This is a genomic window from Mesorhizobium loti (genome assembly GCF_013170705.1).
Lineage (GTDB): Bacteria > Pseudomonadota > Alphaproteobacteria > Rhizobiales > Rhizobiaceae > Mesorhizobium > Mesorhizobium loti_D.
On sequence record NZ_CP033334.1, the window covers coordinates 4,485,024 to 4,510,790 of the forward strand.

A 25,767-nucleotide genomic window follows, 5' to 3' on the forward strand; every position below is an offset into this window, starting at 1 on the left:
TGCCGTCTCCCTTCTTTGCGTCAAGGCGGAGGATGTTGAATGAACGGTTTTGTGCTGGCAATCGACCAGGGAACGACGTCGACCCGGGCGATCCTGTTCGATGCCCAGATGAAAGTCGTGGGCAGCGGGCAGGAGGAATTCACCCAGCACTATCCTGCCTCCGGCTGGGTCGAACATGACCCGGAGGAGATCTGGGCAAGTGTCGCGACGACCATGAAGGCAGCGCTGAAGGCCGCTGGCCGTGAGGCGTCCGACGTTGCCGCTATCGGTATCACCAACCAGCGTGAGACCGTCGTCATCTGGGACAGGGCGACGGGCAAGCCGATCCACAATGCGATCGTCTGGCAGGATCGCCGCACCGCGCCGCTGTGTCAGAAGCTGAAGAAGCAGGGGCTGGAAAAGAAATTCACGCGCAAGACCGGGCTGCTGCTCGATCCTTATTTTTCCGGCACCAAGATCGCCTGGATGCTCGACAAGGTGAAAGGGGCGAGGAAGCGCGCCGAGAAGGGCGAGTTGCTGGCCGGCACCATCGACAGCTTTCTGATCTGGCGGCTGACCGGTGGCAAGGTCCACGCCACCGATGCCACCAACGCCTCGCGCACGCTGGTCTACAACATCGCGGAAAACGCCTGGGACGACGAATTGCTGGCCATTCTCAACATCCCGGCAAAAATGCTGCCCGAGGTCAAGGATTGCGCCGATGACTATGGAGCGACCGAGAAGAATCTGTTCGGCGCCGAGATAAGAATCCTCGGAGTGGCCGGCGACCAGCATGCCGCGACCATCGGCCAGGCCTGCTTCGAGCCGGGCATGATGAAATCCACCTATGGCACCGGCTGTTTTGCGCTGCTCAACACCGGCAGCGATCTGGTGCGTTCGAGAAACCGGCTTTTGACCACCATTGCCTACCGGCTGAACGGCAAGACCACCTACGCGCTGGAGGGTTCGATCTTCATTGCCGGGGCGGCCGTGCAATGGCTGCGCGACGGCATCAAGGTGATCGGCAAGGCCGAGCATAGCGGGCAATTGGCCGCCGAGGCCGACCCGACGCAGAATGTCTACCTGGTGCCGGCTTTCGTCGGTCTTGGCGCGCCGCATTGGGACGCGGATGCGCGCGGCGCCATTTTCGGGCTGACACGTAATTCCGGCCCGGCGGAATTTGCGCGGGCCGCACTCGAATCCGTCGCCTACCAGACCCGCGACCTGCTCGACGCCATGCGCAAGGACTGGAAGGGGACTTCAGCCAAAACGGTTCTCCGGGTCGACGGCGGCATGGTGGCGTCGGACTGGACGATGCAGCGCCTGGCCGACATACTCGACGCGCCCGTCGACCGCCCGACCATCCTCGAGACGACCGCGCTGGGTGCGGCGTGGCTCGCCGGCTCGAAAGCAGGGGTTTGGCCGAAGGCGAAGGAGTTTGCCAAGGGCTGGGCGCTCGAGCGGCGGTTCAAGCCGGAGATGGACGCTTCGACACGATCCGCGAAGCTGGCGGGCTGGCGCGATGCTGTTCGCCGAACGCTGAGCGTGCCATAACAGCCGCCTCAGAACGGCTTGGGGTGGGGATATGCAGCCAGACTGGTATGATGCTTGGCGCGACGAGGCTTTTAAACAGCTAACCGCCAGGAATGCCATGTTGGCGAAGGAGTTTCGTCTCGGCCACTGGTCACGTTACGACTACGATCTGACGATCGGTAGGCTTTTGTTCTCGCAGGACGGAGCCGTCAAGGTTGTCGCCGAGATTCAGATTGCCGGTACCACGAGTGCCAGGGCAAGTAACTGGCTCTGGGCTTGGGCAAATTCAAACTTGCCCGACCGGCTCCTTAGCGATGCGAAGCAGGTTCGATCCTTCGGAGAGATGAATAGCATTGACGAACTCGCCCAATCCTATGTGACGGATGAGGACGATCAACTGGAAGCGCTTGGTTGGGAACTTAGCGCGGTGATGTCCCGAATCTGCAACGGGTTGGGGATCTATCGATGCCCCGGCAGTGACGGCGGGGGTCTTTATCTGATGCTTAAGACAATCGAGTGGGCAAGGTGATGCGAAAACTGTTCGTCTTGACCAATCGACGAGATGTCCGCGCCGTTGCCGGCGCGGACTTTACTCAGCACTTTTCAGTTACACCAACACGCTTGGATCAATAAGGGGAACGGCATTCCCGCCTCGGGCCGTAATTCGGCTGGAAGGTGTTGTCCGAAGCCCGGTAGCTGCGGTAGTGGTCGTAGCACCACTGCACATGGGAATTGCCTTCGTAGACGCGGTGGTTTTCGCTGTTGACGATTGCACCCGTGATCAGCGCGCCGGTCGCGAAGGCTGCCAGCGGGAACCAATAATCGCCGTGGCGGCGATAGCCGCGATGGTATTCGCGATAGCCGCGATGGCCATTCCAATAGCCGCCGCCGTCGTTGTTGCGAGCAAAGTTGCGATTACCGTTGAAATGACGATTGCCGAAATTGCGGTTGAAGTGACGGTTGTTCATCCACGGCTTGTAATCGACCGTCTGCACATCGCTCGAAGCCGATGCCGCCTGCGGCACAAACATCTGCGCTGCATTGGCAGGCACAGCAGCCGCGGCAAACGAAGCCGAAAGTGTGGTCGCCAGTATACCCGTTACGATCTTATTCATGGTCTTCTCCTTCGAAAGGGTGATTGACGTCCCTTGTGGCGAGACAACGGGTGATATGGGCGAAGGTTCCTCGCCAAATCCCAAGTTGCTGATTTGTAATGTTTCTCCGGGTTGTACTCGTGTCGGCGGGAGGGCTGCGCCTTTATGTCTGCGGGAGGCTGCTAATGCTGCGGGAAGGCTGTGCCTTTGCTTCGCCAAGAGCTTGCGGCTCGTGACCGAAGTGGGCAGGGAATTATAATGGCAGGTTTTTTTTGTTGAGCGAATGGTGAGCGCGATGGGATTCGAACCCATGACCTACTGATTAAAAGTCAGTTGCTCTACCGGCTGAGCTACGCGCTCCCGCGGGCTATAAAGGCCGCCCTCGAAATTGCGCGGAACATAGGGAGAGTGCCTCGACCGGTCAACCGGAAAAGAACGCCCGCGAGCCAGACTTTTCAACGACCAGTCAGACCTTTGAGCCGCACCGCAGGAATGCGCTACGATCGCTCAGCCGTTCCGCGACAGATGCACGTCCAGGACGGCGGCCTTCTTGGCGATCAGCCCTTCCAGATCCGCGTCCGATCGGGTGGTGCCGGTCCGTTCGCGCAGCTGTGAGATCACGGTGCTCATCGAAAGTGGGGTGGTTTGGGAAAGCGCAGCGGTCTGAGCGCCCAGAATGGCATCCACCGCGCCGGCAACATCCGGAGTCTCCGTTGGTGCGCGCATGGTCGGTTCCTTTCTGTTCAGGTCCGCCTCGGCGCTATCAGCCGGTCCCCTGGCGCCGCGATCGAAGACCACCGCCAGGCCGTTCTTCACCGCGAGTGCGGCGACCATGTCGTCGAGCTTGCGATCGGACAGGGCTGGGTCAGCTGGTTTCAGCATCCTGCGGATCACCCTGGCAGCCTGATCCGTCGATACGAAGCCATAACGCCGTTTCCTGGCCTCGACATATTGCTCGATGATCATGCTCAGGCGTCGAGCCGCGATATCCCTGGGCTCCTGCACTTAGGCCTCCTTAAGCTAGTGCAACTCGGCAGCCAAAATGAAATAGGGCGGCTCGATCGAACATCAAATGCTCCCGACCATTTGACGCATCTATGAATGAGGCCGGAACGATCCCGCGGCTGAGGCATTTCCGCTGCATCACCAGCTCATCGAGGGAAGGCCGGGCCATGAAGATCGCCCACGTCGCGCCACTATACGAATCCGTGCCGCCAAGGCTCTATGGCGGCACCGAGCGCATCATTTCCTACCTGACCGAGGCTCTCGTCGCGCTCGGCCACGATGTCACGTTGTTCGCCAGTGGCGACACGAAGACCTCCGCCAGGCTCGTGCCATGTCGCGAGCGGGCGCTTCGCCTTGATCCGCGTCCACTGAAATCCGAGATCGCGGCGCATCTATCGATGCTCGACGAAGTGAGGAAGCGGGCCGACGATTTCGACGTCATCCACTTCCATCTCAGCCATTTCCTGCATTTCCCGTTCTTCCGAGAGATGCCGCAACGTACGGTGACGACGCCGCATGGCAGGTTGGATTACGCCGACCTCGCACAAGCCTACGACCGGTTTCCACGGTTTCCTATGATTTCCATATCCCGCAGCCAGAGGGCGCGGTTCGCGTCCGCGAACTGGCTGGCGACGATTCATCACGGATTGCCCGTCGATCTCTACGCGCCCGATTTCGAGGCAGGTGCGGACGGCGGCTATCTCGCCTTTCTCGGCAGGATGTCGCGCGACAAGCGTCCGGACCGGGCGATAGAGATCGCCCGCCGCACCGGGCTGAAACTCAAGCTTGCGGCCAAGGTCGGCGATGGCGATCGCGCCTATTTCGAGGAAGTCGTCCAGCCGATGATCGATGGCGACAGGGTCGAATATGTCGGCGAGATTGGCGAGGACCAGAAGAGCGCATTTCTTGGCAACGCGGCCGCCCTCTTGTTTCCCATTGATTGGCCCGAACCCTTCGGCCTTGCCGTGATCGAGGCCATGGCGTGCGGAACCCCGGTCATGGCCTGGAGTTGCGGCGCCATGCCCGAGATCATCGACCATGGGGTTACCGGCTTCGTCGTCGAAACAATCGAAGATGCCGTCGCCACGATGCCGGCTCTCCTGCAACTCGACAGGCGGCGCATAAGATCGGTGTTCGAAAGGCGGTTTTCAGCCGACAGGATGGCCAGGGACTATGTCGCGGCCTATTCGCGGCTGAACAACGGCCATGAGCAAAGCAGAGCTTCGTAGGCCTTCACCCGTTCGAAACCAGCACGGGACGATCTTTTGACCATAACCCATCTCGACGAGCGCAAGCTTGATCCTGCCATAGCACTGGCTTCCCTGGACGAAACCGCGCCCAGGGAGCCGCATCGTCTCTTCGCGCTGAAGCATGGTGACTGCTTCGCCGTAGCCGACGCCTATGGCGACATACGCGGTGTCGGCGACGGGTTCTTCCGCGACGACACGCGCGTGCTTTCCGAATTTCGCCTCACCGTTGGCGGGCGGTCGACGTCGTTGCTTGGCGCGTCGCTCAGCCAGGACAATGTGCTGTTCACCGCCAACCTCACCAATCTCCCGATCGAGAGCGCCGCGGGTCGCCAGATACCGCAAGGCGCTATCCATATCGAGCGCGTCCGGTTGCTGTGGGAGGAAAGGCTGTATGAGCGCATAACGCTGTCCAACTACAGCCGGGAGCATTCGACGATCCTGCTGTCGCTGCGTTTTGCGGCCGATTTTCGCGATATGTTCGAAGTTCGTGGCTCGACCCGCTCGAAGCGCGGAACCGCCCACACGGCCGAGATCGCCAGGAGCGCGGTCGTGCTCCGCTACGAAGGCCTGGACAGCGTGGTGCGGACATCGGCGATTTCATTTTCGCAGACGCCCGATCAACTGACGTCGGAGCGGGCGGATTTCGTCATCGCCGTCACCAAGCGCAGCAGCCAGACGCTTTACGTGGAAGTGGGCAACGAGACGGATGCCAGTCCCGAAAGCCAGCGGTTTCGCGCTGCCGCCGCCCGTGCTCGCTTCGGCATGCGTGCCAAACGCCGGCATGGCGCGACGCTGCACAGTTCGGGCCGCGTTTTCAATGACTGGATGGCGCGGGCTCGCGCCGATGTCGCGCTGCTCACCACGGAACTGGCGACCGGGCCTTATCCTTATGCCGGCATTCCCTGGTTCTCCACCGCCTTTGGTCGCGATGGCGTGATCTCAGCCTTGCAGATGCTTTGGCTCAATCCTGGCCTGGCGCGCGGCGTTCTGGCGTTTCTCGCCCAGCACCAGGCGACCGAGACCTCTCCTTTCAGCGATTCCGAACCCGGCAAAATCATGCATGAGACGCGCAAGGGCGAGATGGTGGCGCTCAGCGAACTGCCGTTCGGGCGCTATTATGGCGGCGTCGACACCACGCCGCTCTATATCCATCTTGCCTGCGCCTATGCGGACCGCACGGGAGACACGGCCTTCATCGATGAGCTGTGGCCCTCACTGTGCGCCGCGGCTGAGTGGATCGAGACGGCGAGCCGTTCGACGGGATTCCTCACCTACCAGCGTGCCGCGGAATCCGGCCTTGCCAACCAGGGATGGAAAGACAGTTTCGATTCCGTCTTCCACGCCGACGGCCGCATCCCGAAAGGGCCGATCGCGCTGGTCGAGGTGCAGGGTTATGTCTTTGCGGCATTCCAAGGCCTGGCGAGACTGGCACGGCTGCGTGGCGAAGCGGAACGGGCGGAAGGCTGGGAAATACGCGCCGACGCCATTCGCCAAAAAGTCGAGCGCCATTTCTGGATCGAGGAGCTTGGCTACTATGCACTGGCGCTGGATGGCGACGGCCAACCGTGCAAGGTGCGCACATCCAATGCCGGTCACCTGCTCTATGTCGGCCTTCCCGAACCGGATCGAGCGCGCATGGTCGCCGACCAGTTGCTGTCGGCCTCGTTCCATTCCGGCTGGGGGCTGCGGACGCTGGCGGACGACGCGATCTTCTTCAATCCGATGTCCTATCACAACGGATCCATCTGGCCGCACGACACGGCGATCTGCGCAGCCGGACTTGCGCGATACGGCATTCGCGACAGCGTTGTGCGGCTGATGAGCGGCACCTTCGAATCCGCTGTTCATTTCAACATGCGGCTGCCGGAACTCTTTTGCGGCTTCACGCGCGCGGCCGGCGAAGCGCCGATTGCCTATCCGGTGGCTTGCCTGCCGCAAGCCTGGTCCGCCGGCTCCGCCTTCATGCTCATGCAGTCGTGCCTTGGCCTTCAGATCGATGGCTGGACAGGCGAGATCCATGTGACCCGGCCGCGCCTGCCGATCGGCATCGACAGCCTCGTCATTCGCCATCTTTCGGTGGGGCGAGCGGCGGTGGATCTGACGTTCCAGCGCGTGGGAGATCGCGTCGGTGCCTTCCTTGCGGAGCCGCATGAGGGGCTTGTGCCGCTCGTGGTCAGGAGCTGAAAAATCGGAACCATCATGCGCCATGGACGTTTGACCACCACGCTATGGGCGCCGAAGCTCCATTAGATGCAGTTGTTTCGGCATCCCATTGAAAGGTAATCGATTTCAATGCCCGACAACAGTTCGTACATGGCCGTTCCCGTATTCGCGTTGTGGATCTTCATTCTTGCAGTTGTCGTCGTCCTGGCTGTTGTGCTGGTGACGATGAAAGTGCGGACGCGCAAGGGTGGCAGGATTGCCGCCGCGGTTGAAGCCGCTCGCAGCCCCTTGCCGGAATTCGAGAAAAATGGGCAGTCGGCGGCCGCGGCACTGGTGCAGTGGTCACCCGAAACTCTGCGTCATATCCTGGCAACCGAACTTCCCGATGCCCAGGTGATCGTCGTCTCAAATCGCGAGCCATATATCCACAACCGCGAGGGCGACGACATCCAACTGGTCGTACCCGCCAGTGGCCTGGTCTCCGCCCTGGAACCGATCACGCGCGCCTGTGCGGGCACGTGGATAGCCTATGGCGGCGGTTCGGCCGACGCGCTGGTGGTCGACAAGAACGATCGGATCGAGGTGCCGCCCGACAATCCTTCCTATACGCTGCGCCGCGTCTGGCTGAGCGAGGAAGAACAGCAAGGTTATTACCTCGGCTTTGCCAATGAAGGCCTCTGGCCGCTATGCCATATCGCGTTCACCCGGCCCATATTCCGCGCCTCGGATTGGGAAGCCTATGAGGCGGTCAACCGCAAGTTCGCCGACACCGTCGTCGCGGAAGCCCGCAACGAGCGGCCGATCGTGCTGGTCCAGGACTACCATTTCGCGTTGCTGCCGCGGATGATCCGGGAACGCCTGCCCGAGGCGATTATCATCACCTTCTGGCATATTCCGTGGCCCAATTCGGAGGTGTTCAGCATCTGCCCGTGGCGCGAGAAGATTCTCGAGGGCCTGCTCGGCAGTTCGATCGTTGGCTTTCACACCCAGTTTCATTGCAACAACTTCATCGACAGCGTCGACCGTTTCCTGGAGAGCAGGATCGAGCGCGAGGACTCGGCTATCTCCTATGGCGGCCAGATCAGCCTGGTTCATGCCTATCCGATCTCGATCGAATGGCCGCCGGCGCAACTGGCAAAACTGCCTGATGTGGCGCAATGCCGTAGGCAGGTTCGCGAGAAATTCGGCCTGGCCGAACATGTCAAACTGTGCGTGGGCGTCGAACGTCTCGACTATACAAAGGGTATCCTCGATCGCTTCAATGCACTCGATGAACTGCTGACGCTTCATCCGGAATGGATCGGCAAGGTGGCGTTCCTGCAGATCGCGGCGCCCAGCCGCGGCACTCTTCCCGCCTATCAACAATTGTACGAGGAATGCCTGCGCCATGCCGAGGATCTCAACCAGCGCCATGGTCGCGAAGGCTACACGCCGGTTCTGATGGTGACGGAACATCACTCTCAAGAGCAGGTCTACGAAATCTACCGTGCGGCCGATGTCTGCATGGTGACCAGCCTGCATGACGGCATGAACCTCGTCGCCAAGGAGTTTGTCGCGGCGCGGGAGGATGAACAGGGTGTGCTGCTGCTCAGCATGTTCGCCGGCGCCTCCAAGGAGCTGCTGGAGGCACTGATCGTCAATCCCTATGACGCGGCGATGATGGGCGACGCCTTGCTGCAGGCCCTGACCATGTCCGAGGACGAGCAACTCCAGCGCATGCGACGCATGCGCGAGATCGTGCGCGACAACAATGTCTATCGGTGGGCGGGCAGCATGCTTCTCGATGCCGCGCGCCTGCGCAAGCGTGATGCGGTCGATCGTGCCGTCGGCGTCGCTCCGGCGCCCCCTGGCAATGTGATATCGTTGCTTGATCGCAGACGCGTGGCGGCGCTGTGATGTCGATGTCGACACACCTCCCAGAACCCGCCGTCCCGAAGGGTCCATGGAGCCTGTTCCTCGACATCGATGGCACGCTCCTCGAACATGCCGCGCATCCCGATGCGGTGGTTGTCAGTGAGGAGTTGCGCATGCTGTTGACACAGCTCGAAGCGCAATTGGACGGAGCATTGGCGTTCATCACGGGACGGCCGATCGCCGCCGTCGACCATCTCTTCCAGCCCCTCAGATTGCGCGCCGCCGGGCTTTATGGCCTCGAGCACAGGCTGGCGCGCGATGGTCCGGTCGAAGCGGCCGTCGAACCGGCCGACATTGCAGCGCTTGCCAAAGAAATCGCGACGGAACTGGACAATGCGGACGTCTACATCGAACGCAAGGGTCCGATCCTGGCCATTCATACACGCGCGGCGCCGCATCTGCTGCGGCGCGCGACGCGGTTGGTCGAACAGGCGCTGGACAAGTTGCCTGCCGGATATCGGGTCTTGGCCGGAAATGCCGGTGTGGAACTGATGCCGCTGGAGGCGGCGAAAGGAGCAGCCATCAGACGCTTCATGCAAATTCCGGCTTTCAGGGGGCGCCGACCGGTGTTCCTCGGCGACGATACTTCAGACGAGAACGGGTTCGAGGTTGTCAACGAATTGGATGGCATTTCGGTTCGCATAAAGCCGTATGGATCGACAGCGGCACCTTTTGCGCTGGCCGGCGTAGATGCGGCCTTGGCCTGGCTGGACGGGATGAGCAGACGCGAGACTGTAGGCACGCCAGCTGCAATGGCCAAATGAACCGGCCACTCCCGAGTATTGAAGGAGTTTGCAATGACCCAACTGACCAGCCTCATCCGGGAAATCATGCCCGACTGGCTGTGGCGGCGCTCTGAACCGCAAAGCCGTGACGCCAGCACGGCAGCTCAGCCGTTTCGTCCCGAAGATGCCGACGCAGTCTGGCGCAAGGCTGTCGAGAGCGATTTGTTTGGAGCCAACACAACGGATTATGCCGAGACCGTGGAGAAGGGCGGCAAGCACCATTGATCGTTGCGCTCAACCGTCCCCGAAAACCAGCGAAACATTGCCGCCGGCATGGCGTTCGAGCCGACCGGCAAGGTCGAGTTCCAGCAATACCATGAAAACCTGAGCCGGGTGCAGGCCGGTGTGGCGGATGACTTCGTCGACCGACACCGGCGTCGGGCCGAGCGCCTCGGTGACGCGGGCGCGGTCACTTTCCCCGGGCGGCGGGGTGGCCGAAAAGTCGGGCGGGTCCTCAAACGGTGGCACATCAGGCGCCCGCATCCCGGTCAGCGGTGCGATCGCCCTGGAAATATCCGATGCTTCGGTAACCAGCGTGGCGCCGTCCTTGAGCAGGCCGTTGCAGCCTGCGGCGCGCGGATCAAGCGGGGAGCCGGGCACGGCAAAGACCAGCCTGCCCATTTCGCCGGCAAGCCTGGCGCTGATCAGCGAGCCTGAACGCTGCGCCGCCTCGACCACCACCAGCCCAAGGGCAGCCCCCGCGACGAGCCGGTTGCGGCGTGGAAAATCCTGGGCGCGCGGCTGCCAGCCGAATGGCATTTCTGAGATGATGGCGCCACGCGCGGCGATCTCCTCGCAAAGGCCTGCATTTTCAGGCGGGTAGGGTAGGTCGAGGCCCCCGGCGAGCACACCCACCGTGCCGGTCGCCAGACTGCCCTGGTGTGCCGCCGTGTCGATGCCGCGCGCCAGGCCGGAGATGATGCCGTAGCCGTCGCCGCCAAGATCGGCCGCCAGCTTGCGCGCCATCTTTATGCCGGCCAGCGATGCGTTACGGGCGCCGACGATGGCAACCCCCGGCAACCGGAACACAGCGGCATTGCCCTTGACCGCCAAAAGCGGGGGAGGATTATCCATAGTTCTCAGCAAGGATGGATAGTCTGGCTCGCCGATGCCGACAAAACGCGCGCCAGCCTTGCGAGCTGCCTCCAGCTCGGCTTCGGCTTCGGCGATCGAGGGAATGCGGGCGATCCGGCTGGCGCCGCCCGAAATCATCAGTTCCGGCAAGATCTCCAGCGCCACTTCGGCGGAACCGAAGCGGTTGATCAGGTCGCGAAAGGACGCGGGGCCGACATTCTGAGTGCGGATCAGCCGCAGCCAGCTCAGCCGCTGCCGGTCGCTGAGGCGCGGCCCGGCGGCCGGCTCGCTCATCCCTTGGCTCCGATCTTGCCCTCGGTGCCGGCAAGCAGCCGCGAAATGTTCGCCCTGTGCTTGATGAAGACGATGATGCTCATCACCACGAACAGGACGGCTGTTTGCGGTGCGCTCATGAAATAGAGAGCAACGGGCACAACGACGGCCGCCGTCAGAGCCGCCAGCGAGGAGAAGCGAAACAGGAAGGCCATCACCAGCCAGACGGCGGCGAAGATCAGCGCCACCTGCCAGGCAAGGCCGATCAGCACACCGAGATAAGTCGCGACGCCCTTGCCGCCCTTGAAGCCCAGCCAGACCGGGAAGAGGTGGCCGAGAAAGGCGCCGAGGCCGGCCCAGACCGCCGTTTCGGGCGCAAAATGGCCTGCAATCAGCACGGCAGCCGTGCCCTTCAGCGCATCAAGCAGCAGGGTCGCGGCGGCCAGGCCCTTGTTGCCGGTGCGCAGCACGTTGGTGGCGCCGATGTTGCCCGAGCCGATCTTGCGCACGTCACCGAGACCGGCGGCACGGGTCAGCAGCAAGCCGAATGGGATCGAGCCCAGGAGATAGCCGAACACCAATGCCAGGATCAGGCCGTAAGTCATTGTTTCCCCCGCATTTCCCCCGGCAAGCCGGATCAGGTGCGACGCCTGTTACCGGTTCTATACCGAGTATACTGTGCGGCCCGCGACCAGCGTTTGCAAGACCTTGCCTTGCAGGCGCGCACCTTCGAAACAGGTGTTTTTCGAGCGCGAGCGAATGCCGCTTTCACTGACGATCCAGGGTTCGTCGAGATCGACAAGGGCAAGATCGGCAACAGCGCCAGGCTTCAGCGTGCCGCCGGCCAATCCGAACAGCCTTGCGGGCGCGGTGGACAGGGTTTCGATCAGACGCAGCAGCGGCACATCGCCATTGTGGTAGAGCCGCAAGGCCGCGCCAAGCAACGTCTCCAATCCGATGGCTCCGGCCGCGGCGTCGGCGAAGGGCAGGCGCTTGGTGTCGACATCCTGCGGATCGTGCGAGGACACGATGATGTCGACCGTGCCGTCCCTGACCGCCTCGATCATAGCCAGCCGGTCTTCCTCTGCGCGCAAAGGCGGTGTCAGGCGGAAGAAGGTACGGTATTCACCAACATCGTTTTCGTTGAGCGACAGATTGTGGATCGAGACGCCCGAGGTGACGGCAGCGCCGTCGGTTTTGGCGCGTGTCACGGCGTTCGCCGCCATCGCAGTCGAGATCTTTGCCGCGTGATAGGAACCGCGCGTCAGCCGCGCCAAAGCCAGATCGCGCTCCAGCGGAATGGATTCGGCCTCACGCGGAATGCCGGAGAGGCCGAGCCAGCTGGCGTACAGGCCTTCGTTCATGACGCCGGACGAACCGAGGTCGGCATCCTGCGTCTCATGCACGATGGTTGCGCCGAAGTCGCGGGCATAAGTCAGCGCCCGGCGCATCACCAGCGCGCTCGCTATGGTGTGGCGGCCATCGGTGAAGGCGACGGCGCCCGCCTCGCGCAACAGGCCGAATTCCGTCATCTCGCGGCCGTAGAGGCCCTTGGTGATTGCCGCCGCCGGAAAGACGTTGACGATCGCCGTGTCCTTGGCGGTGCGCAGCACGAACTCGACCAGCGCGACATTGTCGATCACCGGATCGGTATCGGGCATCATGACGATGGAGGTGACGCCGCCGGCCGCGGCTGCAACGCTGGCCGAAGCGATGGTTTCGCGATGCTCGCCACCAGGCTCGCCGATGAAGACGCGGCCGTCGATCAGGCCGGGGATGATCGCCTTGTTGGCGCAGTCGATGACGGTCGCTCCCCCGGGCACGCCCTGGTTCAACGCCGCCTTGCCGGCGGCAACGATCTTCCTGCCATCGACAATGACCGAGCCGACTTCGTCGATGCCGCGCGAGGGGTCGACGATGCGGGCGCGTTCAAAGACCGTCGTGCTCATGCGCCGCGACCCTCTTGATTACGACGAGGATCAAGCAGCGCTTCCATCACCGCCATGCGAACGGCGACGCCCATCTCCACCTGTTCCTGGATGACGCTTTGCGGGCCATCGGCGATTTCCGAGGCGATCTCGACACCGCGGTTCATCGGGCCGGGATGCATTACCAGTGCGTCGTCCTTGGCCGCCTTCAGCTTTTCGGCGTCGAGGCCGAAATAGCGGAAATATTCGCGCACCGAAGGCACGAAGGCGCCCTCCATCCGCTCGCGCTGCAGGCGCAGCATCATCACCACGTCGGCGTCCTTCAGGCCCTCGGCCATCGAGCGCGTGACGATGACGCCCATCCTGTCAATGCCGGAGGGCAGCAATGTCGAAGGTGCCACCACCCGCACCTGCGCCCCGAGCGCGTTGAGCAGCATGATGTTGGAGCGCGCCACGCGCGAATGCAGGATGTCGCCGCAGATCGCCACGATCAGCTTCGACAGCGGACCCTTGGCGCGGCGGATGGTCAGTGCGTCGAGCAGCGCTTGTGTGGGGTGTTCATGCGCCCCGTCGCCGGCATTGACCACCGAGCAGCCGACTTTTTGCGCCAGGAGAGCGGCGGCACCCGCCGACTGGTGGCGGATGATCAGGATGTCGGGCCGCATGGCGTTCAGCGTCATCGCGGTATCGATGAGTGTCTCGCCCTTTTTCACGGAAGAACTCGCCACCGACATGTTCATGACATCGGCGCCGAGCCGCTTTCCGGCCAGCTCGAACGAAGACTGCGTGCGGGTCGAGGCCTCGTAGAAGAGATTGATCTGGGTGCGTCCGCGCAGCGTCGAGGTCTTTTTCTCGGACTGCCGCGAGATCGCGACCGCCCTGTCCGCCCTGTCGAGCAAAAGCTCGATATCGGCCGGCGAAAGATCGCTGATGCCAAGAAGATGGCGGTGGGGATAGAGTGGCAGGGACGAAGCGTCGGTCATCTCAAGGGGCTGCTATAGGGTGCGGATTTTGCGCCCGCAAGCACCAGCTTTCGATTGGCGCCGTTCTCCCCGGTATTTTCGTCGCGCGCGCGGCAACGCTTGGCTATATCTAGCCGAGGGCCTCGGATTCGTGGCTTTCGCACGACAAGGACCTTTCTGCAGATAAAAGGTCTACCGATAAAAGGATTGGGCGTGACCGACGACGTAACGAACCAGCCGCCGCCGTTGACGGGCGGCAACGCCTGGCGAGGCGATCCGTTGCTGATCCAGCTTGCCGAGCGCTTTTCCGACCCGGTGCGCAAGGACCTGGACGGGCTCGGCCGTTTCGTGCTGACGCAGGAGGCGCAGGAACTGGCCCGTCTCGCCAATGTCGAGACGCCGAAGCTCAGGACCCATGACCGCCAGGGACGACGCATCGACCTGGTCGAATTTCACCCCGCTTATCACGCCTTGATGCGCCGTTCGGTGGCGAACGGCCTGCATTCATCAGTCTGGGAAAATGGCGATGCCGAGATCGGTCGCCGCCATCAGGTGCGCGCCGCCCGCTTCTATCTGACGGCGGAGCTCGAGACCGGGCATCTCTGCCCGATCACCATGACCAGCGCCTCGCTGGCGGCGCTGATGGCCAGCCCGAAACTGTTCCGCGAATGGGCACCGCGGGTCACGACGCGCAAATACGACCAGAGCCAGAAGCCGCCGGTCGAGAAGACCGGGCTGACGCTCGGCATGGGCATGACGGAGAAACAGGGCGGCACGGATGTGCGCGCCAACACGACAAGGGCGGAACGCGCCGGCAGCGGCTTCTACCGCCTGACCGGCCATAAATGGTTCATGTCGGCGCCGATGTCGGATGCCTTCCTGGTGCTGGCACAGGCGCCGGAAGGACTGTCCTGTTTCCTCGTGCCGCGCGTTCTCGGCGACGGGTCGGGCAATGGCTTCCGCCTTCAGCGGCTGAAGGACAAGCTCGGCAACCGCTCCAACGCGTCTTCCGAGGTCGAGTTCGTCAATGCCATCGGCGAGATGGTCGGCGAACCCGGTGCCGGTGTGAAGACGATCATGGACATGGTCACCCTGACCCGGCTCGACTGTGCCGTGGCGTCCTCGGCGATCATGCGGGCAGGGCTGGCGGAAGCGGTTCATCATGCCCGCCACCGCCAGGTGTTCGGCTCGACCTTGATCGAGCAGCCGCTGATGCAGCGCGTGCTGGCCGACATGGCGCTCGATGTCGCCGCGGCGACCGCGCTGTCGTTCAGGCTGGCGCGCTCCTTCGACGAAGCGGCGAGCGATCGCGGCGAGGCGGCATTTGCCCGCGCCATGACGCCGGTCGTCAAATACTGGGTGTGCAAGATCGCGCCGCCGCTGCTCTACGAGGCGATGGAGTGCCTCGGCGGCAATGGATATGTCGAGGAGGCGCCGCTCGCCCGTTACTATCGCGAGGCCCCGGTCAACGCGATCTGGGAAGGATCGGGCAACGTCATGGCCCTCGACGTGCTGCGTGTGCTCGGCCGCGCGCCGGGCCTGTTCGAAGAGGTGCTGGCAGGCATCGATCGCGACCTCGGCGCCGGCGGGCGCGGCACGATCGGCGTGCTGAAGGCGGCAATGCAGGTTGCTTCAACCGATGAGGGCTCGGCCCGGCTGCTGACCGAACAACTGGCGCTGTCGGCCGCGGCGGCGGAATTGCGCCGGCTGGGGGCAGGGCGGATCGCCGATGCCTTCGTCGAGACGCGCCTGGCCGGCCAGTGGCGCAACACCTATGGCATGCTCGATTCGCGTCACGATGCCCGCATGATCATCGACACGCTCTATCCGCCAGTAAACTGAGCCGAGAATCGCCGGGTCCCCGTGCACGCTGTGGACCGCCGTTAACCTTAACAAATGGTTTCCATTGCGGCGGCGGGCGGCAAAGCCCACTGTCACTCCTGCCGAAGCAGGAACCACGATGCGACACGTATTGACCTCCTTTCTGTCCGTGCACTGGGCGATTGTTTTCGCCCTGCTGGCACTGATCTGCATCGATGGAAATCGCGGTGTGGCCGCAGCCCTCGGCGTGCTCGGCGTCACCGTCGAGAGCGCCCGGTTCGTCAATCTGGAGAATGTCATCGTTGTCGCGCCGCTGGCGACAGCATTGCTGGTTGTCTCGGTGCTGTTCTTCTGGGCCTTTGTCGATTCCTTGATCAACGATGGGGCTAGCCCGGGCGCAGACAGCGTCGTTCGCATGGCCTTCATTTCCGCTTCAGGCGTGCTGTCGATGATCCTGATTGGTGGCGCCGCGCAGGGCATCAACGGGCTTTTCATGGTCGTCGCGGTGCAGCTGGCCGCGCTTCTGGCCTCCTATGTCGCGATGCTCGCCGAGCGGCGCTCGGCAGCCGCGTCCGATGACGCGGATTTCCATGCCATGGCGCACAGCATGGCGAAGGCAGCGGCCCATAATTCGCTGCTCTCCCTGATATCGGGCCGAACCGGACCGAACGGGAAGGGAGGCCGCTGATGCGTTATATCTTCGGAATGTGGGCGGCCCCGATGGCGATTTTCTGGGGCTGGTTCTATCTGTCGGCCAACGACCTCAATTTCGGCTACGTCATGCTCAGCCGGCGGACGCACGACTTCTTCTTCCAGCTCTACGGTCAGATGCTGGGCATCGACCCGTCGATCATCCCTGGAATGGTGGCGAAGACGTGCATCTTCGACGGATTTCTGCTGCTGGCCCTGTGGGCGTTCCGCCGCCGTCGCGAAATCGCCGGCTGGATCAGTCGGCGTTGGGCGGTCCAGGTTCCGTTCGTTCGGCTGCATAGAGCGACCGAAGCCGGTCCAAAACTCCCTGCAGAATAAAGGCGGCCGCAGCCGAATCGATCTTGCCAGCGCGTTTGGCGCGCGAGAAATCCATTTCGATCAGCGTCCTTTCGGCCGCGACCGTCGACAGCCGTTCATCCCAGAGCACGAAGGGCAGGTCGCTCAACTGCGCCATGTTGCGCACGAAGGCGCGCGATTTCTGCGCGCGCGGACCTTCCGACCCATCCATGTTGATCGGCAGCCCGATCGCCACCGCGCCGACACTCTCCTTCTCCAGCAAGGCCAGAAGCACGGCGGCGTCGAGGGAGAATTTCCTCCGCATGATGACCGGGCGTGGATGGGCGAAGGAGAATCCCCGGTCGGAAACCGCTACGCCGATCGTCTTGTCGCCGAGATCGAGCCCCGCTAGCGTCCTGCCATTGGCGAGCCGCGCTGGCAATTGCTCAATCGTGATGATAGCCAACGGTTTTTCCTTGTCTTTTTCAGCGGCACGCATTCTTCCGGATGGGCGGCGGACACTATACCCTTTGATCTCGGGGCTATCGGCGTTCTATCCTTTGGCCCGGCAAAAATCGAGGAATGCATAAATGAAACTGACCTGGTACGGCCATTCGGCCTTCCGTATCGAAACCGCTGACGCCAAGATCCTCATCGACCCCTATCTGATTGGCAACCCATCATGGACGGGCGGCTGGGAAGGACCGGCGGAAGGGATCACGCATGTCCTGCTGACGCACGGGCATAGCGACCATATCAGCGGCGCGCTGGAAGTGCTCGGCAAGAGCGGTGCCCAGCTGGTCGCCAATTTCGAGATCTGCATGTATCTGGTCGGCAAGGGCGTGGATGGCAACAAGATCAATCCCGGCAACATCGGCGGCACGGTCGATTGCGGCGGCTTCACCACCACTTTCGTACAGGCGTTGCACTCCTCCTCGTTTGGTGAAGACGGCGGCAAGAACGTCTATCTCGGCAATCCCGGTGGGCTGGTCCTGCATTTCCCGGAAGACCGGACGCTCTACCATATGGGCGACACCGACATTTTTTCCGACATGGCGCTGATCAACGAACTGCATGAGCCGAAGATCGGCATCGTGCCGATCGGCGACCGTTTCACCATGGGCGGCGCGGTGGCGGCACTTGCCTGCCGGCGTTTCTTCAAGTTCGACACGGTCGTGCCTTGTCACTTCGGCACGTTTCCGATGATCGATCCGACGCCCGAGAAATTCGAGGCCGGCCTGGAAGGGTCCGGCGTGAAAGTCGCATTGCCTGGTATCGGCCAGACGATTACGATCTAGAAACGGCCAAAGCGGAACAAATTCATGGCGTTGGGGCGATCTCTTTGCGTGTCGATGTTTGTCGCGGCGTCGCCCGCGCTCGCCGCGGATGACTTCATCGAAGGCGTCTATCTGCAGTCCGAGGAGCTTTGCGCGCAGGCCAGGAAGGACACGCTGCAGACGCTGATCGACGCCGGCAACGTCGTGCTTTCCGTGCATGGCCTGCAAGGCGTCGAATACAATTGCGAGTTCGTGCAGGTCAGCAAGGCGACGCGCTCGCCGAGCTGGGCAGTGACGGCCATCTGCCAGGAACCGGGCTATGTCTTTCCCGATGTCCTGTCGGTAACGCGGATCAGCCCGACGCAGCTCGATCTCGTGTCGGTCCGGCCGATCGACGACGAAAGCGAGGCGAGCGGCAATAGCGGCAGCTACTATCTGTGCGAGGGCGTTGCCCTGCCATGACGATGATGCAGCGCGTCAGGTCGCCGATGCAGAAGGCAAAAATACCGGCTTTCCGGCAACTGGGATCCTTATCTGGCATATCGACCGCTTGAGCCAGGTTGCTCCATGGCGGAACTGCGAGCCTTCGCGGCGCTGGAAGACGAGGACGCATGCGGGATGTGTTCGTCCAGGAAGCGATTGTTCGAGTTGCCCAACCCGCTGCGGCGCTCCCGGGACCGGGTCGGCACCGCCGCCTAGCGCGATGCCAGGCACGATGCATGTTGCGCAGTGCGCGCCGCGCCGCTATAGCCCGGACTGGTTTTCCCCGAGGCAAATATATGTCCGTTGATGTCAAGACAGTGAAGCGCGTGGCGCGTCTCGCCCGCATTGCGGTCAGCGAAGAAGATGCGGAACGCATGACCGGCGAGCTGAACGCCATCCTTGGTTTTGTCGAGCAGCTGAACGAGGTCGATGTGTCCGGCGTCGAGCCGATGACCTCGGTGACGCCGATGGAGATGAAGAAGCGCCAGGACGTCGTCACCGACGGCAACAAGGCGGCCGACATCGTCGCCAATGCGCCGGCGACCGAAGAGAATTTTTTCCTCGTGCCGAAGGTCGTGGAGTAGGGCGCCGATGGCAATCGAGATCGCCATCGAGACGCCGCTGCAGGACGATGTGCGCGGGCTGGTCCAGGAACTCAACGAGACCTTGCTCGAACTGACGCCGCCTGAGCATTGCTACCATCTGACGGTCGAGCAGATGGCGGGCCAGGATACGACCGTTTTCATCGCTCGCGACGACGGCATCGCCATCGGTTGTGGGGCGCTGAAACGCCATGGCGACGCTATCGGCGAGGTCAAGCGCATGTACACGAGGCCTTCGCATCGCGGCCGCAAGATCGGCGCCAGGATCGTCGAACGGGTCGAGGCGCTGGCGAGGCAGGAAGGACTGACGCGGCTGGTGCTGGAGACGGGCGATCGCCATCCCGCGGCCTGGGCCGTCTACGAACGTGCCGGGTTCTCGCGCTGCGGCCCGGTGCTGGATTATCCCGATTCCGAGTGGTCGGTATTTTACGAAAAGAGCCTTTGATGAGCGATCTGACCCGACTGACGATTTCGCAGGCCCGCGCCAAGCTGCGCGGCAAGGAAATCACCGCGACCGAGATCACCGAGGCCTATCTCTCGGCAATCGATCGCGCCAATCCGGCGCTCAATGCCTACGTCGCGGTGACTGGCGACAAGGCACGCGACATGGCCAAGGCGTCCGATGCCAGGCTGGTCAAGGGCGAGGGCGGCGCGCTGGAAGGCATTCCGCTGGGGATCAAGGATCTGTTCGGCACCGAAGGCGTTCATACCCAGGCCTGCAGCCATGTACTCGACGGCTTCAAGCCGCGCTACGAATCAACTGTCACCGCCAATCTGTGGGCCGACGGCGCGGTGATGCTCGGCAAGCTCAACATGGATGAGTTCGCCATGGGTTCGTCCAACGAGACATCCTATTATGGCCCGGTCATAAACCCTTGGCGACGTTCGCGCCTCGACACGGTGGTAATGCCGACGACGCATCAGGGCGATGGCGGCTTCGTATCTGCCGGCGGCACGAAAACCCAGCGCAGCCTGGACAATGCGCAACTGGTGCCGGGCGGCTCTTCCGGTGGTTCGGCGACCGCCGTCTCGGCCTTCCTGTGCGCCGGCGCCACGGCCACGGACACTGGCGGTTCCATCCGTCAGCCGGCCGCGTTCACCGGAACCGTCGGCATCAAGCCGACCTATGGCCGCTGCTCACGCTGGGGCATCGTCGCGTTCGCCTCGTCTCTCGACCAGGCCGGACCGATCGCGCGCGACGTGCGCGACGCCGCGATCCTGCTCAGGTCGATGGCCTCCGTCGATCCGAAGGACACGACCTCGGTCGACCGGCCGGTGCCCGACTATGAGGCGGCGATCGGCAAGCCGATCAAGGGCATGAAGGTCGGCATTCCCAAGGAATACCGCGTCGACGGCATGCCCGAGGAGATCGAGGCGCTGTGGCAGAAGGGCATTGCCTGGCTCAAGGATGCCGGCGCCGAGATCGTCGACATTTCCCTGCCGCACACCAAATACGCGCTGCCGGCCTACTACATCGTGGCGCCCGCGGAAGCTTCATCGAACCTCGCGCGCTATGACGGCGTCCGCTACGGCTTGCGCGTGCCAGGCAAGAACATTGTCGAGATGTATGAGAAGACCCGCGCTGCCGGTTTCGGCCGTGAGGTCAAGCGCCGTATCATGATCGGCACCTATGTGCTGTCGGCCGGCTACTATGACGCTTACTATCTGCAGGCTCAGAAGGTCCGCAACCTGATCAAGCGCGACTTCGAAAACGTCTTCGCCGCCGGCGTGGACGTCATCCTGACCCCGGCGACCCCGTCGGCTGCCTTCGGCATTGCCGACGAGGACATGGCCGCCGACCCGGTCAAGATGTACCTCAACGACATTTTCACGGTCACCGTGAACATGGCCGGTCTGCCGGGCATCGCCGTGCCGGCCGGTCTCGATCCCAAGGGCCTGCCACTTGGCCTGCAGCTCATCGGCAGGCCGTTCGAGGAAGAAACGCTGTTCCAGACCGCCGCCGTCATCGAGCAGGCGGCCGGCACATTCCAGCCGGAAAAGTGGTGGTAAGGGTATCGCTCGTCCAGCGCGTAAAAGGATGCGCCGCGTCGTGATGGGGTGAGCGATGTTCTTCCTTCTTTCCAAGGTCTTCTGGTTCTTCATCCAGCCGCTCAACCTGACGATCTTCCTGCTTCTGGCGGGGTTGATCGCCGCAACGATCGGCCGGCGGCGGCTGGCGGTCACCGGCAGCGTGCTTGGTTTTCTGATCCTTGCGCTCTCGACCTGGACGTCGCTTGGGGCGATGATGCTCAACCCGCTGGAAGAACGCTTTCCGCGCCCGCCATTGCCGCAAAAGGTCGACGGCATCATCGTGCTGGGCGGCGGCTTCGAGGGCGCCATCAACTTGGCGCGTGGCGGCTATGAATTGGGCAGCAGCGGCGACCGCATGGTCGAGACCGCAATCCTCGCCCGACGCTTCCCCGAAGCCAAGGTGGTTGTATCGGGTGGACACGGCTCGTTTTTCATCGACGCCGAGGGAGACGCCGACACCGCGTCCCGCCTGCTCGTCCCGCTGGGTGTATCGGCCGATCGTCTTGTCCTCGAGGACAAGTCCCGCAACACCTACGAAAATGCGGTCTTCAGCCGCAAACTCGTCGAACCGAAGTCGGGCGAGACCTGGCTGCTGGTGACCTCCGCCTTCCACATGCCAAGGGCCAAGGCGCTGTTCGACAAGGCTGGGTTTCCAACCGTTCCATGGCCGGTCGACTATCACACTTCCGGCAAGGAAGGTGTCGGCTTGTTTCGCGACAATCCGATCGATTCCGTGCAGAACACCACCATAGCGCTCCGCGAATGGATCGGGCTTGTCGCCTATTGGCTTTCGGGCCGCATCGATCAGCCGTTTCCGGCGCCGGGCGGCTGACCGATGACGGCGCGCCGCGCCGCCGAGAAGAACTGGCGGCGCACCAGCACGGCCAGCAACAGAAGTGTCGACAGCATAAACACCACCGGGTCGACGAACCAGCCGAGATAGCCGATCGAGAAGAACACGCCACGCAGGCCCGAGTTGAAATGCTTGCCGGCCAGCATGTTCATCTGCGCCGCGCGCCACACCGCCGTTTCGGTGACCGGATTGCGTGAGGCTTCGCCATGCGGGATCGGCACCGCGCCGATCAGGATCGAGCAGTAGTTGAACAGCCGGTAGGCCCAGCCGAATTTGAAGAAGGAAAAGGCGAGGATCAGCACCAGTCCCAGCACCTTGATCTGGAAGGCCGGGCGCGACGGCGCTCCGCCGAGCGGCAGGTTGCTCAGCACCTCAAGCACCCGGTCGGACGCGCCAAGCAAGGCAAAGCAGCCGCCGAGCGCGATCAGGGAACTGGAGGCGAAGAAGGCGGTTCCCTGCTGCAGGCCGCTCATGATGGCGGTGTCGACGATACGGATTTCGCGTTCGGCCATGGTGCGCATCCAGGCTTCGCGTTGTGCATTCATCGCCGTCGTCAGCGACATTCGGCTGACCAGCTTGCCGTCGGAGGCGAGCGTGTGCAGCAGCCACGCGATCAGGAAGAACGCCAGCGCCCCGAAATCAGCCATCGAAAGATAGAAGGAATCGCCCATGGGCTGAATTTATCACATCCAGCACGGTCGCTTCGATGCGGGCTCACGTGATCGACGGCAATGTCGCTGCCGGAGCAAACAAGGTCGGCAGGTGCTGCGCCGCGATTGCCAAAAGAGCGGAAACATCCGGGGAATTCCTATATCTGTATGTAGTCCTCGACGTGCCCCAGGAGACAGCGTGTTCCTTTCGGTTTTCGACCTGTTCAAGATCGGCATCGGCCCCTCCAGCTCTCACACGATGGGGCCGATGACTGCCGCGCGGCGGTTTCTCGACGAAGTCGCGGGGGACGACTGGCCGCGGCCCGCCGGCGCCAAGGTCGCCCGCATCGGGGCCAGCCTGCATGGCTCGCTCGCCTATACCGGAATCGGCCATGGCAGCGACCGCGCCGTTATCCTCGGCCTTGCCGGCCAGACGCCGCAAACGGTCGATCCCGATCAGGCCGACGGCATTGTCGGCCGCATCACCGCCGACAGGGTGATTTCACCGCCCGGTCACCCGTCCTACAATTTCGACCCGGCCACGGATCTGGTGCTCGACCGCAAGACGCCGCTCACGGGGCACGCCAACGGCATGGCGTTCTATGCCTACGATGCCGGCGGCCGTCTGCTTCTCAAGCGCATCTACTATTCGATCGGCGGCGGCTTCGTGGTCTCGGAAGAAGAATTGCAGCGGATGAAGGCCAAGGGGTCGGTGACGACAGAAGGCAAGAAAGTGCCTTATCCCTTCAAGAACGCGGTCGAGATGCTGAAGATGGCGGCCAAGAGCGGCCTTTCCGTCGCCGAGATGAAGCGCGTCAACGAGGAGACGCAGATGTCGCGCGAGGAGCTCGATGCCGGCCTCGACGCGATCTGGAGCGCGATGAAGGGCTGCATCGACCGTGGCCTGTCGCAGGACGGCATCATGCCTGGTGGGCTGAAGGTGCGGCGCCGCGCCCGGCAGCTCCACGACAAGCTGCAGGAACAGTGGCAACAGAACCGGCCAAATCCGCTGCTTGCCAATGACTGGCTGTCGATCTACGCGATGGCGGTCAACGAGGAGAATGCGGCGGGCGGGCGCGTCGTCACCGCGCCGACCAATGGCGCAGCCGGCACGCTGCCGGCGGTGCTTCGCTACTGGCTGCATTTCCATCCCGAGGCCGACCAGCCGAGCATCCGCGACTTCCTGCTGACGGCAGCGGCCGTCGGCGGCATCATCAAGACCAATGCGTCGATCTCGGGCGCCGAGGTCGGATGCCAGGGCGAGGTCGGTTCCGCCTCGGCAATGGCAGCGGCCGGCCTGTGCGCGGTCATGGGCGGTACGCCCATGCAGGTGGAAAATGCGGCCGAAATCGCGCTCGAACATCATCTCGGCATGACCTGCGATCCGGTCGGCGGGCTGGTGCAGGTTCCGTGCATCGAGCGCAATGCTCTCGGCGCGGTCAAGGCGGTGACCGCCGCCTCATTGGCGATCAAGGGCGACGGCGTTCACTTCGTGCCGCTCGACTCGGCGATCGAGACGATGCGCCAGACAGGCCTCGACATGAACGAGAAGTACAAAGAAACCAGCCTCGGCGGGCTCGCCGTCAATGTCGTGGAGTGCTGAAGGCGCTTGGCACTGTGGAGAAGTTCGTCAGGCCGTTGACGTGTCGGCGCTCCGGACTAACCTTAGCGAATGGCTCTCAATCTCCTAAAACTGTGCGTCGGCTGCGACAGCGTCGAGGATCTCGAGGAATGGATCGAGTTCCGTCTCGACGAACGGCGCCGGGCCGGTGAACCGGCCGAACACTGGCACACCACGCGCATGGTGCCGACGCGCGGCGCCGAGATCACCGATGGCGGTTCACTCTACTGGGTGATCAAGGGCAACGTGCAGTGCCGCCAGCTGATCACTGAAATCCGGCCGTTCACCGACGATGAGGGCATCGGCCGCTGCCATTTGATGCTCGATCCGCAAGTCGTGCGCACCGACTGGCAGCCACGGCGGGCTTTCCAGGGCTGGCGCTACCTGAAACCTTCGGACGCGCCACTCGATCTCGGCAAGGGCAAGGCCGGGCTGGTCGAGATGCCGCCGAAACTCAGACGCGAGCTTGCCGACCTCGGCTTGCTGTAGATCTCCGCGCACAAGCGTTGCCTGTCCGGGCGCTGGCCGTTTCTGGCCCTCAATCTTGCCTCGCACTGGACTTGCAAGCGGAGCCACAACGCCACATCTTGAAATTCATGCGCGATCAAAAGCTGTCGAACTCGACGAAAGCCGCGGCGTTCGCCGGGCCGGCCTACATGGCGGCCTCTTCCCGCCCGAGGGAAGGCCATCATTCCGGCGCAGAAAAAGTGGTTGATGACATCACGCGGCTGTCCGGGCGGACAGGTTACTCGCGGGGCGGTAGGAAATGTTAGGCGCAATTATCGTTCTGGTCGTACTGCTGCTGGTGCTCCTGACCGTAGTCTCGGCCTTCCTTCGGGCCGACCCCGCCCGGCTTGCGAGCGGGACGAGAACACTGGCTCCGGTCCTGCTGGCGCTGGCGGGCGGCGCGGTGCTTCTGGTCGGTCGAAGCGGAATCGGCGGCGTCATCCTGTTCGGGGCAATCGGCTGGTATGCCGCCATGCACGCGAACCGACCCAAGGTCAGTTCGGCGTCGGGAAAACGCTCAACGGTGCGGACGGCAGCACTCGAGATGGAGTTGGATCACAATACGGGCGGCCTTGAAGGACTGGTTCTGGCCGGCCGCCACGACGGCAAGATGCTTGGCGCGATGGGCGTTGCGGAGCTGCAGCATCTCTACCGCGAACTCTCCGGCGATGCGGAGAGTCGCCAACTGCTAGAGACGTATCTTGACGGCAGATTTCCCGTCTGGCGCAAAAACACTGAGACGAACGGTGGCGAAGGGCTGGGTGTTGCGCCAGGTCCGGGCTCCATGACTAAGGAGGAGGCCTACAAGGTCCTTGGTCTTGAAGCGGGGGCCGCCGCGGCGGATGTCCGCAAGGCGCACCGCCGCCTGATGCAGCGCCTGCACCCCGATGTCGGCGGCACGTCTTTCCTGGCGGCGCGAATTAACGAAGCCAAGGACGTCTTGCTCTCCAATCACAACTAGTTCTCCTTCGACGC

General features: G+C 63.0%; 27 protein-coding genes and 1 tRNA gene. 19 read left to right on the top strand and 9 right to left on the bottom strand.

The features are described 5' to 3' along the window. The first annotated feature begins 39 nt into the window (after positions 1–39). Entirely contained in the window at positions 40–1,533 is a 1,494-nt protein-coding gene (gene glpK / locus EB815_RS21815) for a glycerol kinase GlpK (protein ID WP_056576886.1), read from the top strand. 31 nt (positions 1,534–1,564) lie between these two features. Then, entirely contained in the window at positions 1,565–2,041 is a 477-nt protein-coding gene (locus EB815_RS21820) for a DUF6882 domain-containing protein (protein WP_056576888.1), read from the top strand. A gap of 97 nt (positions 2,042–2,138) precedes the next feature. Here EB815_RS21820 and EB815_RS21825 read toward each other — a convergent pair whose 3' ends face one another. From EB815_RS21825 to EB815_RS21835, 3 genes are all read right to left on the bottom strand, one after another. Continuing rightward, on the bottom strand, positions 2,139–2,627 hold the full coding sequence (locus EB815_RS21825; protein ID WP_056576891.1) for a BA14K family protein: 489 nt from the start codon (positions 2,625–2,627) through the stop codon (positions 2,139–2,141). 263 nt (positions 2,628–2,890) lie between these two features. Then, positions 2,891–2,966, bottom strand: a tRNA-Lys gene (locus EB815_RS21830). Positions 2,967–3,113: 147 nt separating this feature from the next. After that, positions 3,114–3,572 carry a hypothetical protein gene (locus tag EB815_RS21835; RefSeq protein ID WP_244494139.1) on the bottom strand — a complete coding sequence of 153 codons (459 nt, stop codon included), beginning with the start codon at positions 3,570–3,572 and terminating at the stop codon, positions 3,114–3,116. Positions 3,573–3,778: 206 nt separating this feature from the next. Between EB815_RS21835 and EB815_RS21840 the strand changes: the two genes are divergently transcribed. From EB815_RS21840 to EB815_RS21860, 5 genes are all read left to right on the top strand, one after another. Next, positions 3,779–4,840 (top strand): glycosyltransferase family 4 protein, encoded by a 1,062-nt coding sequence (locus EB815_RS21840; RefSeq protein WP_056577422.1) that lies wholly within the window; start codon positions 3,779–3,781, stop codon positions 4,838–4,840. A 42-nt stretch (positions 4,841–4,882) separates the two neighbouring features. Continuing rightward, complete coding sequence (locus EB815_RS21845; protein WP_155772424.1) at positions 4,883–7,045, top strand: amylo-alpha-1,6-glucosidase; 2,163 nt, start codon at positions 4,883–4,885, stop codon at positions 7,043–7,045. A gap of 108 nt (positions 7,046–7,153) precedes the next feature. Then, on the top strand, positions 7,154–8,920 hold the full coding sequence (locus EB815_RS21850; RefSeq protein WP_056576897.1) for an alpha,alpha-trehalose-phosphate synthase (UDP-forming): 1,767 nt from the start codon (positions 7,154–7,156) through the stop codon (positions 8,918–8,920). After that, entirely contained in the window at positions 8,920–9,702 is a 783-nt protein-coding gene (otsB, locus tag EB815_RS21855; protein WP_056576900.1) for a trehalose-phosphatase, read from the top strand. The genes EB815_RS21850 and otsB overlap by 1 nt, the downstream gene beginning before the upstream one ends. A 33-nt stretch (positions 9,703–9,735) precedes the next feature. Further along, positions 9,736–9,948, top strand: coding sequence for a hypothetical protein (locus tag EB815_RS21860; RefSeq protein ID WP_056576903.1), 213 nt, complete (start codon positions 9,736–9,738; stop codon positions 9,946–9,948). A 9-nt stretch (positions 9,949–9,957) separates the two neighbouring features. Here EB815_RS21860 and dprA read toward each other — a convergent pair whose 3' ends face one another. The 4 genes from dprA to EB815_RS21880 are packed head-to-tail and all read right to left on the bottom strand — an operon-like array spanning position 9,958 to position 13,981. Continuing rightward, a complete protein-coding gene (dprA, locus tag EB815_RS21865) occupies positions 9,958–11,091 on the bottom strand; it encodes a DNA-processing protein DprA (protein ID WP_065005093.1) in 1,134 nt (377 codons plus the stop codon). Next, complete coding sequence (gene plsY, locus EB815_RS21870; RefSeq protein ID WP_056576910.1) at positions 11,088–11,675, bottom strand: glycerol-3-phosphate 1-O-acyltransferase PlsY; 588 nt, start codon at positions 11,673–11,675, stop codon at positions 11,088–11,090. Before plsY ends, dprA begins: the two co-directional genes overlap by 4 nt. A 57-nt stretch (positions 11,676–11,732) precedes the next feature. Continuing rightward, on the bottom strand, positions 11,733–13,019 hold the full coding sequence (locus EB815_RS21875; RefSeq protein ID WP_056576913.1) for a dihydroorotase: 1,287 nt from the start codon (positions 13,017–13,019) through the stop codon (positions 11,733–11,735). Continuing rightward, positions 13,016–13,981, bottom strand: coding sequence for an aspartate carbamoyltransferase catalytic subunit (locus tag EB815_RS21880; RefSeq protein ID WP_056576916.1), 966 nt, complete (start codon positions 13,979–13,981; stop codon positions 13,016–13,018). Before EB815_RS21880 ends, EB815_RS21875 begins: the two co-directional genes overlap by 4 nt. A gap of 192 nt (positions 13,982–14,173) precedes the next feature. On the opposite strand from EB815_RS21880, the gene EB815_RS21885 reads away from it, so the two are divergent. From EB815_RS21885 to EB815_RS21895, 3 genes are all read left to right on the top strand, one after another. Then, complete coding sequence (locus tag EB815_RS21885; protein WP_056577425.1) at positions 14,174–15,802, top strand: DNA alkylation response protein; 1,629 nt, start codon at positions 14,174–14,176, stop codon at positions 15,800–15,802. Positions 15,803–15,920: 118 nt separating this feature from the next. Continuing rightward, positions 15,921–16,469, top strand: coding sequence for a hypothetical protein (locus tag EB815_RS21890; RefSeq protein WP_056576919.1), 549 nt, complete (start codon positions 15,921–15,923; stop codon positions 16,467–16,469). Next, positions 16,469–16,810 (top strand): DUF6105 family protein, encoded by a 342-nt coding sequence (locus EB815_RS21895; RefSeq protein ID WP_081294746.1) that lies wholly within the window; start codon positions 16,469–16,471, stop codon positions 16,808–16,810. Before EB815_RS21890 ends, EB815_RS21895 begins: the two co-directional genes overlap by 1 nt. Here EB815_RS21895 and ruvX read toward each other — a convergent pair. Next, positions 16,728–17,234 (bottom strand): Holliday junction resolvase RuvX, encoded by a 507-nt coding sequence (gene ruvX, locus EB815_RS21900; RefSeq protein WP_056577428.1) that lies wholly within the window; start codon positions 17,232–17,234, stop codon positions 16,728–16,730. The two genes, EB815_RS21895 and ruvX, sit on opposite strands and share 83 nt — an antisense overlap. A 124-nt stretch (positions 17,235–17,358) precedes the next feature. On the opposite strand from ruvX, the gene EB815_RS21905 reads away from it, so the two are divergent. The 6 genes from EB815_RS21905 (at position 17,359) to EB815_RS21930 (ending at position 21,993) form a co-directional block, all read left to right on the top strand. Beyond that, the gene (locus tag EB815_RS21905) at positions 17,359–18,066 is read left to right on the top strand and encodes a metal-dependent hydrolase (RefSeq protein WP_056576925.1); all 708 of its coding nucleotides are present in this window, start codon (positions 17,359–17,361) and stop codon (positions 18,064–18,066) included. A 24-nt stretch (positions 18,067–18,090) separates the two neighbouring features. Next, complete coding sequence (locus EB815_RS21910; protein ID WP_081294745.1) at positions 18,091–18,507, top strand: hypothetical protein; 417 nt, start codon at positions 18,091–18,093, stop codon at positions 18,505–18,507. 317 nt (positions 18,508–18,824) lie between these two features. Further along, positions 18,825–19,112: an Asp-tRNA(Asn)/Glu-tRNA(Gln) amidotransferase subunit GatC gene (gene gatC, locus EB815_RS21915; protein WP_027044576.1), complete on the top strand. Its 288-nt coding sequence runs from the start codon at positions 18,825–18,827 to the stop codon at positions 19,110–19,112. A 7-nt stretch (positions 19,113–19,119) separates the two neighbouring features. Continuing rightward, the gene (locus EB815_RS21920; protein WP_056576931.1) at positions 19,120–19,575 is read left to right on the top strand and encodes a GNAT family N-acetyltransferase; all 456 of its coding nucleotides are present in this window, start codon (positions 19,120–19,122) and stop codon (positions 19,573–19,575) included. Beyond that, positions 19,575–21,140 (top strand): amidase, encoded by a 1,566-nt coding sequence (locus tag EB815_RS21925; protein ID WP_065005092.1) that lies wholly within the window; start codon positions 19,575–19,577, stop codon positions 21,138–21,140. The genes EB815_RS21920 and EB815_RS21925 overlap by 1 nt, the downstream gene beginning before the upstream one ends. A gap of 55 nt (positions 21,141–21,195) precedes the next feature. Then, positions 21,196–21,993 carry a YdcF family protein gene (locus EB815_RS21930; protein ID WP_056576937.1) on the top strand — a complete coding sequence of 266 codons (798 nt, stop codon included), beginning with the start codon at positions 21,196–21,198 and terminating at the stop codon, positions 21,991–21,993. Here EB815_RS21930 and EB815_RS21935 read toward each other — a convergent pair. Next, positions 21,966–22,685: a DUF599 domain-containing protein gene (locus EB815_RS21935; protein WP_056576940.1), complete on the bottom strand. Its 720-nt coding sequence runs from the start codon at positions 22,683–22,685 to the stop codon at positions 21,966–21,968. The genes EB815_RS21930 and EB815_RS21935 overlap by 28 nt on opposite strands. A gap of 178 nt (positions 22,686–22,863) precedes the next feature. On the opposite strand from EB815_RS21935, the gene EB815_RS21940 reads away from it, so the two are divergent. From EB815_RS21940 to EB815_RS21950, 3 genes are all read left to right on the top strand, one after another. After that, positions 22,864–24,267, top strand: coding sequence for an L-serine ammonia-lyase (locus EB815_RS21940; RefSeq protein WP_056576943.1), 1,404 nt, complete (start codon positions 22,864–22,866; stop codon positions 24,265–24,267). Between the two features lie 69 nt (positions 24,268–24,336). Then, positions 24,337–24,774 (top strand): DUF1489 family protein, encoded by a 438-nt coding sequence (locus tag EB815_RS21945; RefSeq protein ID WP_056576946.1) that lies wholly within the window; start codon positions 24,337–24,339, stop codon positions 24,772–24,774. A 277-nt stretch (positions 24,775–25,051) separates the two neighbouring features. Further along, positions 25,052–25,753, top strand: coding sequence for a DnaJ domain-containing protein (locus EB815_RS21950; protein ID WP_065005091.1), 702 nt, complete (start codon positions 25,052–25,054; stop codon positions 25,751–25,753). The last annotated feature ends 14 nt before the right edge of the window (positions 25,754–25,767 follow it).

Coding starts and splice junctions, on each gene's coding strand:
- plsY (WP_056576910.1), bottom strand. CDS start 11,675: ATGACTTACGGCCTGATCCTGGCATTGGTGTTCGGCTATCTCCTGGGC.
- EB815_RS21850 (WP_056576897.1), top strand. CDS start 7,154: ATGCCCGACAACAGTTCGTACATGGCCGTTCCCGTATTCGCGTTGTGG.
- EB815_RS21825 (WP_056576891.1), bottom strand. CDS start 2,627: ATGAATAAGATCGTAACGGGTATACTGGCGACCACACTTTCGGCTTCG.
- EB815_RS21835 (WP_244494139.1), bottom strand. CDS start 3,572: ATGATCATCGAGCAATATGTCGAGGCCAGGAAACGGCGTTATGGCTTC.
- EB815_RS21880 (WP_056576916.1), bottom strand. CDS start 13,981: ATGACCGACGCTTCGTCCCTGCCACTCTATCCCCACCGCCATCTTCTT.
- EB815_RS21860 (WP_056576903.1), top strand. CDS start 9,736: ATGACCCAACTGACCAGCCTCATCCGGGAAATCATGCCCGACTGGCTG.
- otsB (WP_056576900.1), top strand. CDS start 8,920: ATGTCGATGTCGACACACCTCCCAGAACCCGCCGTCCCGAAGGGTCCA.
- EB815_RS21920 (WP_056576931.1), top strand. CDS start 19,120: ATGGCAATCGAGATCGCCATCGAGACGCCGCTGCAGGACGATGTGCGC.
- EB815_RS21950 (WP_065005091.1), top strand. CDS start 25,052: ATGTTAGGCGCAATTATCGTTCTGGTCGTACTGCTGCTGGTGCTCCTG.
- EB815_RS21930 (WP_056576937.1), top strand. CDS start 21,196: ATGTTCTTCCTTCTTTCCAAGGTCTTCTGGTTCTTCATCCAGCCGCTC.
- EB815_RS21935 (WP_056576940.1), bottom strand. CDS start 22,685: ATGGGCGATTCCTTCTATCTTTCGATGGCTGATTTCGGGGCGCTGGCG.
- EB815_RS21895 (WP_081294746.1), top strand. CDS start 16,469: ATGCGTTATATCTTCGGAATGTGGGCGGCCCCGATGGCGATTTTCTGG.
- EB815_RS21910 (WP_081294745.1), top strand. CDS start 18,091: ATGGCGTTGGGGCGATCTCTTTGCGTGTCGATGTTTGTCGCGGCGTCG.
- EB815_RS21925 (WP_065005092.1), top strand. CDS start 19,575: ATGAGCGATCTGACCCGACTGACGATTTCGCAGGCCCGCGCCAAGCTG.
- EB815_RS21890 (WP_056576919.1), top strand. CDS start 15,921: ATGCGACACGTATTGACCTCCTTTCTGTCCGTGCACTGGGCGATTGTT.
- EB815_RS21820 (WP_056576888.1), top strand. CDS start 1,565: ATGCAGCCAGACTGGTATGATGCTTGGCGCGACGAGGCTTTTAAACAG.
- EB815_RS21945 (WP_056576946.1), top strand. CDS start 24,337: ATGGCTCTCAATCTCCTAAAACTGTGCGTCGGCTGCGACAGCGTCGAG.
- gatC (WP_027044576.1), top strand. CDS start 18,825: ATGTCCGTTGATGTCAAGACAGTGAAGCGCGTGGCGCGTCTCGCCCGC.
- dprA (WP_065005093.1), bottom strand. CDS start 11,091: ATGAGCGAGCCGGCCGCCGGGCCGCGCCTCAGCGACCGGCAGCGGCTG.
- glpK (WP_056576886.1), top strand. CDS start 40: ATGAACGGTTTTGTGCTGGCAATCGACCAGGGAACGACGTCGACCCGG.
- EB815_RS21840 (WP_056577422.1), top strand. CDS start 3,779: ATGAAGATCGCCCACGTCGCGCCACTATACGAATCCGTGCCGCCAAGG.
- EB815_RS21875 (WP_056576913.1), bottom strand. CDS start 13,019: ATGAGCACGACGGTCTTTGAACGCGCCCGCATCGTCGACCCCTCGCGC.
- EB815_RS21905 (WP_056576925.1), top strand. CDS start 17,359: ATGAAACTGACCTGGTACGGCCATTCGGCCTTCCGTATCGAAACCGCT.